Below are 13368 nucleotides of genomic sequence, written 5' to 3' on the forward strand. Positions count from 1 at the left end.
TACCATGAAGGTACGCAAATATTCGGGGGAGCTAACAGAGTTTGATATAGACAGACTTCGTAAGTCTTTAACCAAATCCGGAGCTTCAGAAGATGATGTTGAGGCGGTATTACAAAGCATAAAACCGAGGTTGCATGACGGAATGCATAGTAAAGAAATATACAAACTCAGTTTTAAAGAGTTAAAAAAAATAGCGCATTCATTCGCAGCGCGATACAGTCTCAAAAGAGCATTGCGTGACTTAGGTCCTACCGGCTTTTATTTTGAAAAATGGGTGGCTAAATTTCTTGAATGCTACGGATACCAAACCTTGCATAATCTCGTGTTACAAGGACATTCGGTTTCACACGAAAGCGATGTAATTGTGCTCAGAGAGAATGAACTGTATTGGATTGAATGCAAGTTTCGCAATGCAATGGAAACCAAAATTCCGGTAACCATTCCTATGTATTTCCTATCACGCATTAAGGACATTTCAGATAAAGACTTTTCATTATTTGGACAAGAGAGGAAGTTTACTAATGGCTGGCTTATTACAAACTCTTATTTCACTTCAGACTCCATTGCATTCGCTGAATACTATAATATGAAATTATTGTCATGGGAATATCCTATCGGAAACAGTATCAAAAATCAAGTTGACAAAAAAGCATTATACCCCATTACTTGCCTGACAACGTTAAACATCAAGGAGAAAAGGTTTCTACTGGAAAAAGAGCATATTCTGGTAAAAGAACTCAGTGAAAACAACGAGATACTTGAAAAAATGGGAATTGATTTTAATAGACGAAATAAGATTGAACAAGAAATCGAAGAGCTAATTCCCAATCAAGCTAATTAACTATCTTAGCAATGTAAATGTTCCCTTTGTGCTGTAATATCTATCAGCATAATCTGTGTATTCAATAAAGAACACATAAACATCCTGCTTGCAGGGTACACCCATGTAGTTACCATCCCAAGTTTGTTTAAAATCATCCGTAACAAAGAGTTTTTCGCCCCATCTGTCAAACACAGTCATTTTAAAGGTCTTGACAACAGCTGCACTAGGACCAAAGCCTTCATTCAACCCATTGCCATCGGGAGAAAATGCATTTGGAATATACATCAAGGGCGGATAATTAAAGCAAACTTCGTTTGACCATGACTCCTCGCCTCTACCCTCGTTTTCATTAGCTTTGATTCTATAACATTGGGTATAATGGTCTGTTCCATTATCATATTGTATCCTTACAGTGGATGTTTTCCAATCATATTCTTCAAAAGGAGTTTTGTTTAAGAGTTTTCTGTTAATTTTATAATTTTCAACACCTTGATGCCAGCCGAGATAATCAGTAAAGTCAAGTTCCGCACTATATTCAGTAGGCTTATCGCCTTTTAATAAAATAGTTCGGTGAATGGGAGAAGTTATTTCAGTTCCACACAGGTTAGTGCCTTTAATCACATAATCAAAAGGCGTAATTTTAGTGTTGACTTTTTTCTCTGTAAATGTAAACACATTGCCCTGCACTTCACCAATTTGCTGAAAAGCATTTTCAGGATTTACCGTGCGTTTATATATCCTAAAAGTATTGTCATATCTGGGAGCATTCACAAGTTCCCAATTTATAAAAACCTGCTTGTCACCTGCCGGAGGAGGACTAACGGTTACAACTTTAATATCAACACCTATACTATCAATAAATACATTTTTGGATAAAGTATCTCCTATGCATCCAAAATCAGAACGTTCATACACAGAAATTGAATTGTATTGTTTTCCACTCCAGTCAACCATCACAATAGGAGCCAAAAGACTATCCTGAACACCACTATTAACTGTCCAATGGAATGTAGAGCTTGGAAATCCCGTAACCGTATACTTCTTGTTTAAAAAATCAGGGAAGCAGAGTACATCTTCTCCTACAATAGGAGTAGTTGTGGGTTTTGGATGAATAATAAACACACTGTCTATGACTGCACCTTCACAATGAAATTCACTGGTTTCGATGACTTTGATTATATACTTTCCGGCAATATTGGTTGGATATTGAATTGATTTTGTACCTTGACCTATCAACATTGTATCACCGTTCACCTCCCAATGATATCTTGAATTCGGAAACCCATTCAGCGTAAATGTGAGTGGGCTCGTATATTGACAAACTTCAAAAACACCTTCTATCTTATCTGCTTTAGGTACAGGATTGATAATTATATCAATGTCAACAGTATTACTCACACATTGCTTACTGTTCAACGTATCATAGGCGGTCTGGTAGTATTTGATTTTGCCCATGCCTTCTGCTCCCCAATTTACGTATAAGAAAAAGAAATTAGTATCAATTTCATCTATGGCTCCACCGGTTACATCCCAATAGTATATGGTGTTGTAAACAAAGGGATAAGGAATATATTTTTCTCTCTTACTAAACTCACAAACGGAATAATTACCCAGAGGTTTTTCGATTATCAAATCGTATGTAACATTGATAGAGTGATACAAAGTATCGCCCACACATCCAATACTTGTGGTTTCAATTGCTTTCAGTATGATGGTGGATGGTTCTCCAAATGCAAGCGTAACAGTGTCCGTGCCCTGCCCTCTCTGAATGGTCGCTCCATCAGCAATCCATTGATAAGTAGATCCCGGTGCTCCTTTTACATAGAATTGAATATTGCCATTATTAGGACACGCTGTTTGAGGTCCAAAGATACTGTCCGTAAGTGCTTTAACGGCTATGACAGTTTTTTGGGTTGTATCACTGGGACAACTATACTGAGATTTATAATACAATCCGGCAGTATATCTGCCGACATCATTTGCAAGCATCCCCAAAACACCCATTGATGCAACTTCATTGTTGAGTGAATCAAGCCAAGTCCAATCCAATGCATTTACAGAAGTAGTTGCAGAATGAACAAAAAATATACTATCCCCTACGCAAACACTATCCGCTGGCACTGGCGGAAATAAAGAACGATAAGTAAGAATTTCAGGAGCGGGAGGTGTGGGTGCATATTTTACACTATATGATTTTGTAATATCCTCACATCCGGATTTAGAAATCTCTTTGGCTTTTACAATTCCCGAAGTTTTAGTAAAATCCCAATCCACTATTATTTCTTTAGTTCCTTGTCCGGAAACAATATTTCCATTATCAAGCTCCCATTGAACGGTACTTCCGGCTACAACATTAAGAGCTTGGTATTTAACTCCTTTCGCATTAGGACACACGGGATTGACTCCTGTAATGAGCAATTTGCTCTTAAAAGGTTTTACATAAATATAATATGTTTCATTAATAAATTTTGGGGGACAACCATCATCCACCGATTCTAATACAAAAGTGTAGGGCGCAGCGCGTCCTTGCTCACACGAAGTTTGCCAACAAAAAGTAGAAGTTACGGTTTTGAATCCTGTTTTGGATGGAAATGTTGCAGTAGGACCAACCCATGCACCGCCACCTGTGAAAATTTCTCCGTAGGCTGTAAGCTTAACATTTTGGTTGTCAAAATCCTTTGAGGTAATATTAAAACAAAGTTGTTCTCCGGCTGTAACCTCTCGGGTATAAATTGCCGAAGAAGCATCCAAATAGGGTTTATTATTGGCAGCACAATCAATTACCAACAATTGTAAATCCAGTCGAACAGTATTAATCAAAATTCCATTTCTATATTCATCCACATCAACCGCAAGCGCATATCTACCTAAGGCACGCGCCATCACAGTCATAGTTCCGGTTGATGGATTGATATTGGAGTAACCACTGGAGCCAAAAGGTCTCGTCTCGTCATATCCGCTGTTATAAACAATACTCTTTGGGGTTAAATAGAAATTTTCACATCCGGGAATTGCATCATCCGGTCCTCCACCACCCCATGGTCTGGCAAATGTAAATACAAGTGAGTCTCCGTCCGGGTCAACAGCATAACTTCTGATTTGAGTAGTATCATCAATACAGATAAAAGGCACAGGGACTCCTGTGAAATATGCAGAGTTGTTGGGTATAGAGGTTGGTGGAATTTTACAGAGATAGGTTTGTCCTTGTGTTGGTTGATAAACCCCTTGAATATATCCGTTGGGTAAATTTTGTTGCGTATTACGGCAACAACGCTCCCACTTTAGAATGTAACCAAAATTGCTTTGAGGCAAAACGATTATCTTTTCATAAACACTCACTTCAATACAAGCCTGTGCATTTTCCGGACACTTTGTATTACCCACAGGATCAACCTTAGTAGGACGACCATTGGGAATAACCACTGATGATACACGATCTCCCTTCCCGCTATATATACAGACTACCATGTCTTTATCAAATTCAACAGTGCTTTTACAATCCCTATACACTGTAAAATAGACCCTATACCGGTAATCTGTAGTATTTCCAATCCTCCCCAATAATTCATAGCCGGCATATCCACCCACAAGATGAGTAGCAAATGCAGCGTTGGTTAGACCAAATGCAAAAAATAGAAAAATAAGGATTCGCTTTACCCTCATATATACAATGCAAATTACGTCTTTTTTTATTATCATCAATCTGAATCTTTTCAATATTTGACAAATGCTATATTTGCAACAGTTTAAATAAAAATACATTCACTTGCTTGTTATACATTCAAACTGCCTTTATTTCAAAGGTGATATTCCTTGCAAACCTCATAAAGAGCACGGTGTTCACTGTGAAGATTGCAGTTTTTATCGTCCAATTGACAAACGTATCTTAATTATCAAATTAGGTGCCATAGGTGATGTGATTCGGACAACCCCTCTGGTAAGAAGATATAAAACTCTCTACCCAAATTGCAAAATCACATGGCTGACTCTTTCACCGGATATATTGCCAAAGAGCGAAATACATGAAATACTGTCATTGACACCGGAAGCCATTCTCTATCTCCAAAATGCAAGTTTTGACATTGCCATTAATTTAGACAAAGAGAAAGAGGCGTGTTCCTTGCTCAAACAAGTGGATGCAAAAGAAAAATACGGCTATACTCTGATTGACAACGTCCCCGCCCCTATAAACGAAATGGCAAGGCGCAAATTCGAAACAGGTGTTTTTGACGATGTTAGCCAACAGAATAGACTTTCTTATTGTCAAGAGATTTTTAACATCTGCGGTTTGGAGTATCAACGTGAAGAATATCTGCTTGATAATCACTCAGACAAAGGATTTCGCTGGGATAATATTGATAAAAATAAAAAAATCATTGGATTAAATACAGGCTGTGGTGGCAGGTGGACAACCAGATTATGGTCTATTGATAATTTTTCGCTACTTGCTTCTGCCCTACTCAAGCAAGGTTTTGAAGTAATACTGTTAGGAGGTAAACAAGAACATGAACGCAATCTTGAAATCAGCTTAAAATCCGGTGCTAAATATTTGGGACATTTTCCTCTTGAACAATTTATTAACCTGATTGACCAATGTGATTTGGTTGTTACTCAAGTTACAATGGGAATGCATCTTACACTCGGACTACGCAAGAAGATTGTTTTAATGAATAACATTTTCAATCCTCACGAATTTGACCTGTTCGACAGAGGCATTTTAGTTGAACCTGATAAAGAATGTGTTTGCTACTATTTGGGTACATGTAAGTTGGGACAAAGTTGCATGCACGATCTTCCACCTGAAAAAATCTTGCAAGCAGTAAATAAATTATTGCCATTTGAAAAATAGAAAATATTACTATTTTTGCGCCTCGTTTGAGCAATGGCGTGGTAGCTCAGCTGGCTAGAGCGCAGCACTCATAATGCTGAGGTCGGGAGTTCGAGTCTCCCCCACGCTACAAACAAGAAAAGGTCGTCAATTTGACGACCTTTTTTGTTTGTATAATTCAACTTTAGGCAAAAAACCGTAAAGTTAAAACGAAATAACCTTACTCCTTAAACACCTTTCCGACCACAAAGTATCCGTCCACATCTTGGATATAAACCATATAAACACCAATGGGCAATCTGCTAAAATCAACAAATTCAGTATTCTCCCTCTCTTCCACAAGCAAACTACCTTTACTGTCAAACACTTTTACCGTTTGGATGGGTTTATCCGTTTTCAAATAGAGTAAATCTTTTACAGGATTAGGGTAGAGTTTAACCTCAACACCTCCAATATTCTGAACTCCCAGTTTACTTGTGTCTGTAACATAAACCGCCAAATTTGCAGTGTCTTTGCAACCATCAGCATTTGTAATAACATAGCTAACATGTGTCCACCCGAACTGTTGCCAAAGGACATCAATCATTCTTGTATTTTGTCCAAATATAATTTTTCCATTGGGTACTATCCAAAAGAAAGTATGATTAAATTGTAATGGTGTACTATATTTAAAAAGTGAACGACTATTGCTTGCCAACGCATTTCCCACTATAGGCTTTGCATTCGGAGAGGGAGCTACCCTAACCCACATTATAGATGTATCTTTACATTGTTTGTTATCTGTTACTACCTGTGTGATTTCATATTCTCCTACGTTCGAGAAAGACTTCTTAGGGTTTTTCATATTTGCGTTTGAACCATCGCCAAAATCCCAGAAACTGCTAATAATGATACCATTTGCTGTAGTTGATTTATCATAGAATTCAAAGACGGGGTTCTTAGAACAAGCGACAGTATCAGAACATGTGAAAAAACTTGTCGGTTTTGCAAACACTATGACTTTCTTCTCAATATGGCTGACACAACCAAAGTTTGAAGTTATTTGCAATCTTACGGTGTAAGTACCAGCGCTATCATAACGTTTGTTGACTGTTTTGCCATAAGCAGTATCACCATCTCCGAAATCCCAAAAGTATTCGGTTATAGACCCTAAGTCAATTTTTGAGTCATCTATGAATTTAAATAAGTTTCCTTGCAAACATTGACCCGTGTCACTCAGCACGGTCATATTAGGATGCAATGCACTTACATTATATGGAGCAGATGTAATATTAATAGTATCTACACCGGTTGACGGGCAGTTCAAAGGTGGATTATTGATATAATAATTCAAATAATAGGTACCTAATGGCAAATTAATGTGGTCAATTTGTTTATTAGAATTGAGTATGGTTTTACCGGAAGTATCTGTAATATACCAGTCGTATTGTGTATTTACTCTATTGGTAAAGATATTAGCATGATTTATATCAATTGCGTAGTTGTCGCAATTTTTTATGGCAACAGTCTTTCCTATCTTAGCACTTCGTTTCACTTGAACTGCAAATGTTCTTGATGAAACTCCATTGTTGGGACAAGCCTTATCTCTTGCCGTAATTGAAAAAAAGTACGGAGCTTCTCTGCCGTCCCCTAATTTTGTCTGCCAACACACCTGCGCTTCACGTACAGATGTAGTAACCCCATTTTGAAACACGAAGTAAGGATCGCCCACAGCAAACGTTGCATTAGGGAGACCGTTGTTCCATGAAAGTTCTATTGTATCTTTCCATGATTGTGCCCCCCATCCTCCAATATACTCATCATCTTCTACCTTGATTGTCATACAAACATTTTCGCCCTCACAAATGCTCGGATTAATGGCATCTTTGATGAACGGAGGATTGTTGTCAGCACAATTAGTAGCAGATATTTGCAGATTGAGTTCTCTTTTTGTATAGCCCACATATAACCATTTATTTGCAAGTGTATCAAGTCGGTACTGCTCCACTCGTATTACAAGTAGTCCTGACTCGTCACACGCAGTAGGGTGAAATTTATACATTTCCAATTCGGGTTCAAAACAGAATCCTTCGGTGGGTCTGCTCCTGTCTCCCGGTCTACAATTACAAGGCGCGGTTTTTCTACAATAACCTGTCATGGGCCATGAGCCGGAGTTGAATAGCGTAGAATAGGTTACATCCGAATTATCACTTTTGCGGGCAGGCACCAAAGAAAATGCAAGTGAATCACCGTCTATATCAATCACTCCATTACTTAAAGCTACTGCTTGATTACAACACAAATTCACCACGGGGTCGTTCCTGAACTCAGGGCTGTTGTCTCCATCCGGGTAATATGAATTCCTTAGGTTGCATAATTCTATCTCTGCATCTATAGCAAAAAAGGTATTGGCACCTATCGTTGTCAGACTTGCACTGCGACAACATTCTTCAAAGTAGAATCGAAACACACAACAACCTTTATTTTGCATGGTGTCTAATAACCCTGAACCAAAATCTATTGTGGCTTGATAAACATGTTTTTCAAGCCCATTGCCTGCCGAATCGGTATTCCCTATCGCTCCACAAGGGTTGGTATTGGTCAAACAAGCCGGGGTTATATCTTTAAAAACTATGTATTCCACATCCAAATAAAATGTGTCGGTTACTATACCTCGACCACAAAATATTTTTAATGTCTTGGTTTGCTCTGCCGCACTCCCCCTGCAATCACGATAGTAATTGAGCGAAATTTCATATTTCTGTGCTGACAAATGTTCCCATTGAATCTCAGCTCCTCTGATTTCGGCAGCATGTACAATGTGCGGACAAGTAAACAATGTCAAAATAAGAATGACAAATGAAAAAGCGGTATTTTTTTTATTCATAATCAAGAAGTTGTTTATATCACTCTTATGACACCACAAAGTGTCTAAATGTTGCATGTGAAGATTTTTTTTTAAAAGTGTTTTATACATAATCAATCATTCCTGTTTAGTTACCAACTCTCATTGTCGACAAATTTCAGATGTCAAAATTGCAAAAAAACGTGAACAATCGATGTAAGTGTTTTTTAAACACAAATAGAAAATATAAGTTTGCAAAAGCAAAATAACAAATAAGATATGATAGCAAATCCTCTACATACACAAGGTGCAACAGAACCTGATTTTCTTCCGATAAACGGAACAGACTACGTTGAATTTTACGTTGGCAATGCAAAACAAGCTGCTCATTATTATAAAACCGCCTTTGGTTTTCAAGAACTTGCTTATGCCGGACCGGAAACCGGAGTAAGAGACCGTGTCAGCTATGTCATCAAACAAGACAAAATACGTTTTGTGCTTACCAGTCCACTACACCCGGATTCTCCCATAGCAGAACACATCAAACAACACGGAGACGGAGTAAAAGTATTGGCATTGTGGGTTGATGATGCACGCAAGGCATGGGAAGAAACTACCAAACGTGGCGGAAAATCATGCATGGAGCCCACTGTTATCAAAGATTCTCATGGCGAAGTAGTTCGCTCAGGCATTCACACTTATGGCGAAACTTTGCACATATTTGTTGAAAGAAAAAATTACACAGGACCATTCATGCCGGGTTATGAAAAGTGGGAAAGCGAATACCACCCTTCCGGTACAGGGCTTTTGTATGTTGACCATTGCGTAGGAAATGTAGGTTGGAATCAAATGAATAAGTGGGTGGCTTTTTATGAAACCGTAATGGGATTCAAAAACATCCTTTCCTTTGACGACAAAGATATTTCAACTGAATATTCTGCTTTGATGAGCAAAGTGATGAGCAATGGAAACGGTTATGTAAAATTCCCCATCAACGAACCGGCAGAAGGCAAGAAAAAGTCTCAGGTTGAGGAATATCTTGATTTTTATCACGGAGAAGGCGTTCAACACGTTGCTCTTGCTACACATGACATTGTCAAAACTGTGTCAGACCTCAGAAGCAGAGGCGTTGAGTTTTTGACCATTCCCGATTCTTACTATGTTGATTTGCTTGATAGAGTAGGCAAAATAGATGAAGACCTTGCACCTTTGAAAAAACTCGGAATACTTGTTGACAAAGACGATGAAGGGTATTTGCTTCAAATATTTACCAAACCCGTACAAGACAGACCTACTTTATTTTATGAAATTATTCAGCGAAAAGGTGCAAAATCATTTGGTAAAGGGAACTTCAAAGCTTTGTTTGTTTCTTTAGAAAAAGAACAAGAAAGAAGAGGAAACCTTTAAAAACGGTTACTCCAACAAATCACTCTTCATATACTCAACATTATTAATTTCGGGGTTACACCTAAACTCTGCTTGGGTATTGTACTTGTTTCATTAATCAGCACGGATTTAGTACTTTTGCAACGATGACAAAGCCCCTGATATTAGTGAGCAATGATGACGGGATAACCGCACCCGGACTTAAGGTTTTAGTAGAAATAGCAAAAAAAATTGGTCGTGTTGTAGTAGTCGCTCCCGATGGACCTCAAAGCGGTATGGGGCACGCCATAACCGTTAATCAACCTTTGCGTGTAGAAAAGATGGATATTTTTGAAGGAGCCGAATCCTATCAAACTACAGGAACTCCGGTAGATTGCGTTAAACTTGCTATTGAAAAACTGATGATTGCGAAACCTGACCTGCTTCTTTCAGGTATCAACCATGGGAATAACTCTTCCATCAATGTCATTTATTCAGGCACGATGAGCGCAGCCGTAGAGGGCGCTATCAATGGTATTCAGTCTATTGGATTTTCGCTAACCGATTACAGCTATCATGCTAATTTTGAACCTGCAAAACATTATATAGAAAAAATTATACTTAGTCTTTTGGCAAACCCACTCCCCCCTAATTCATTATTAAATGTGAACATCCCTACCACAGAAAATATCAAAGGAATAAAAGTTTGTCGTCAAGCTAATGCCAAATGGGAAGAAAGTTTTGAAGAGCGTGTTGACCCCTATGGACGAAAATATTATTGGATGATAGGCAATTTCGTAAGCATTGACAGTGGTGAAGACACGGATGTATTTGCCCTTTCGCAAGACTATATTTCGATTGTACCCACCCAATACGACCTGACCGATTATAAGAGTATTTCGATTGTTAACAACTGGAGGCTCAATGAAAAATAAACCATTAATCATTGGAATCATTACCGGCATTTTAGCTCCCCTGCTATGTTGTATTGTGGTTCTATATGCACGTTTTCCGCAATATATGAGCGTGTCTTACATAGTTGACTTATGGTTGGGAAACGACAAAACCGCATTACCTATCATCAAGGCATCGATGTTGATTAATCTACCCATTTTTTTGATTGCATTAAACAGATTTAAGAATCAGAAATTTGCCAGAGGCGTTGTTGTTGGTACTTTATTAATCGGGGCATACATCTTCATTATTCACTTTTTCAAATAAACCATGAAATACTATCTGGTTGCAGGCGAACCGAGCGGTGACATGTATGGTGCCGAAATCATGCAAGTAATTAAAGAACAAGATTCCGAAGCTGAATTCCGAATCTGGGGTGGCGACAAAATGGAAAATGCAGGTGGCACACAAGTCTCACATATCAAAGAACGTGCTTTCATGGGGATTTGGGAGGTGGTGAAAAATTTGCGAAAAATCAAAAAGAATCTCAACCTATTCAAAAACGACATTTTACAACACAAACCTGATGCACTCATATTGATTGATTACCCGGGATTTAATTTGCGAATTGCACCCATAGCCAAGGAATTGGGAATTCCCGTACATTTCTATATTGCACCCAAAGTTTGGGCATGGAATAGCAAACGAATCAAGGACATCAGGGCTTATGTGGATTATCTTTATACTATTTTACCTTTTGAGCCTGCTTTCTTCAGTCAACATAATGTCAAATCTGATTATGTAGGGAATCCTTTGATGGACTTAATTTCCGAATACAAACACAGTCCTGAAGTCTTGCAAAATTTGCGCACAGGCAAACCGGTCATAGCGTTGTTACCCGGCAGTCGCAAAATGGAGATTGCCAACATTCTTCCCATTATGGCAACTATTCCAAAGCATTTTCCTGACTATCGCTTTGTAATGGCGGGTTCTGATTCTTTTTCACAAGAAGAATTAAACACGCTATCACATCAATATAACATAGAAATTTTCAGAGGTAAAACTTATGAAATCCTCTCCTGCTCCCAAGCAGCTTTGGTTACCAGCGGAACCGCCACTCTCGAAACGGGACTATGGCAAGTACCCCAAGTAGTTTGTTATAGATTTTCCAAAATCTCGTATCTGATTGTAAAACCGTTAATGAAAGTCAAATATGTTTCTTTGGTTAACCTGATTCTGGACAGTCCTCTTGTTACCGAACTCATACAAGACGACCTTACCGAAAAAAATATTATTAAAGAGCTTAACGCCATTTTGAACACAGACAAAAGAGCAAAGATTATGACGGGTTATGCCGCACTCAAAATCAAAGTAGGCGAACCGGGAGCTTCCCACAGGACAGCCAAATTGATAGTAGAAAGAACTAAGAACAATTAAGCAGCTTGCCCCACCACTTTCAGATGTTTCACATGTGATTTGAGTGCCTGAAACATCGTAGGATATTCCTTGTAATCAACATGATATTCCTTGCAAGTTGCTTTCACAATCTTATTTAATTTTGCATAATGAACATGGCTTATTCGAGGAAATAAATGATGCTCGACTTGGAAATTCAAGCCACCTAATAACCAATTTAAAAACTTACTGCCTGTTGCAAAGTTGGCGGTAGTTTTAAGTTGATGTACTGCCCATTCATCTTCTACCTGAAATTCAGTAGAAACAGGATCTACAAAATCTGCCTTTTCAACTACATGAGCCAATTGAAAAACAACGGAAATCAACAATCCGGTAACATAACTAATGACCAAATATCCTATAAGCATGGGAATCCAACCTACCATAAAACCCGGTATTACAATAAAAATGACGGTATAGAAAATCTTTGAGAACCAAAAATTCAAATGTTCCTTTAAATTCATCTTAGGCATGGGAGCATACTCAGAAATTTTACCTTTAAAATACTTGTAAAAATCATTATAGAACACCCAGAATATGTAAGTAGTACCATAGAGTAATATCCATGAGAAATGTTGAAAAGCGTGAAAAATATTCTTCTTTTGTGCAGTATGGACTCTAATAAAAGGTTGGATATCTATATCATCATCCATTCCTTCAATATTGGTAAATGAATGGTGGTTTACATTATGCTTTTGCTTCCATATATAAACATTTCCGCCCATCACATTGAGAGAAAAACCCATAATTGTATTCACCGCAGAATTGGTGGAATAACTCCCATGTGCACCATCATGCATCACATTAAAACCAATAGCAGCAAGCGTAACACCCATCATTACACAAAGAACCAGCGACAAAATAATACTCGAAGGAGTGAAAAAAACGAGGATGGTATAAAGTGCAATAAGAGCAGTAAACAAAATTACTGACTTGGAATACAATCTATAATCACCGGTTTTTTTAATATTATGTTCTTTGAAATACCCGTCAATCCTATTCCTAAGAACAAGAAAAAAATCGGGTTTTACTGTAAACTTTATTTGAGACATTGTTCTAATTTTTTCGGCTGCAAATTTAAGGGCATTTTATGATTATATTTGCTTTAATAGCTTTTGTTCTGCACATTCATTCCTCCACAAATCCATTCTATCCAATACTGTTAATGAGGATTTTCCA

General features: G+C 38.0%; 9 protein-coding genes and 1 tRNA gene. 7 read left to right on the forward strand and 3 right to left on the reverse strand.

Translation table 11 applies throughout. The features are described from left to right. Window positions 1–4: 4 nt before the first annotated feature. Entirely contained in the window at window positions 5–841 is an 837-nt protein-coding gene (locus M9892_11315) for an ATP cone domain-containing protein (protein ID MCO5254939.1), read from the forward strand. Here M9892_11315 and M9892_11320 read toward each other — a convergent pair whose 3' ends face one another. Next, the gene (locus M9892_11320) at window positions 842–4486 is read right to left on the reverse strand and encodes a gliding motility-associated C-terminal domain-containing protein (protein ID MCO5254940.1); all 3645 of its coding nucleotides are present in this window, start codon (window positions 4484–4486) and stop codon (window positions 842–844) included. It abuts the gene before it with no gap. 103 nt (window positions 4487–4589) lie between these two features. On the opposite strand from M9892_11320, the gene M9892_11325 reads away from it, so the two are divergent. Both M9892_11325 and M9892_11330 read left to right on the forward strand, forming a co-directional pair. Continuing rightward, a complete protein-coding gene (locus M9892_11325; protein ID MCO5254941.1) occupies window positions 4590–5672 on the forward strand; it encodes a glycosyltransferase family 9 protein in 1083 nt (360 codons plus the stop codon). A 35-nt stretch (window positions 5673–5707) separates the two neighbouring features. Beyond that, a tRNA-Met gene (locus tag M9892_11330) sits at window positions 5708–5781 on the forward strand. A gap of 90 nt (window positions 5782–5871) precedes the next feature. Here the strand turns inward: M9892_11330 and M9892_11335 are convergent. Further along, complete coding sequence (locus M9892_11335) at window positions 5872–8517, reverse strand: PKD domain-containing protein (GenBank protein MCO5254942.1); 2646 nt, start codon at window positions 8515–8517, stop codon at window positions 5872–5874. Window positions 8518–8754: 237 nt separating this feature from the next. Between M9892_11335 and hppD the strand changes: the two genes are divergently transcribed. From hppD to lpxB, 4 genes are all read left to right on the forward strand, one after another. Next, on the forward strand, window positions 8755–9882 hold the full coding sequence (gene hppD / locus M9892_11340) for a 4-hydroxyphenylpyruvate dioxygenase (GenBank protein ID MCO5254943.1): 1128 nt from the start codon (window positions 8755–8757) through the stop codon (window positions 9880–9882). A gap of 125 nt (window positions 9883–10007) precedes the next feature. Then, a complete protein-coding gene (surE, locus tag M9892_11345; protein ID MCO5254944.1) occupies window positions 10008–10775 on the forward strand; it encodes a 5'/3'-nucleotidase SurE in 768 nt (255 codons plus the stop codon). Beyond that, window positions 10765–11061, forward strand: a complete 297-nt coding sequence (locus tag M9892_11350) for a hypothetical protein (protein MCO5254945.1) — start codon at window positions 10765–10767, stop codon at window positions 11059–11061. The genes surE and M9892_11350 overlap by 11 nt, the downstream gene beginning before the upstream one ends. A 3-nt stretch (window positions 11062–11064) precedes the next feature. Further along, on the forward strand, window positions 11065–12171 hold the full coding sequence (gene lpxB / locus M9892_11355; GenBank protein ID MCO5254946.1) for a lipid-A-disaccharide synthase: 1107 nt from the start codon (window positions 11065–11067) through the stop codon (window positions 12169–12171). Here the strand turns inward: lpxB and M9892_11360 are convergent. After that, entirely contained in the window at window positions 12168–13241 is a 1074-nt protein-coding gene (locus M9892_11360; protein ID MCO5254947.1) for an acyl-CoA desaturase, read from the reverse strand. The genes lpxB and M9892_11360 overlap by 4 nt on opposite strands. Between the last annotated feature and the right edge of the window lie 127 nt (window positions 13242–13368).

It is taken from the genome of Bacteroidota bacterium (assembly GCA_023957335.1).
GTDB lineage: Bacteria > Bacteroidota > Bacteroidia > NS11-12g > UBA955 > JALOAG01.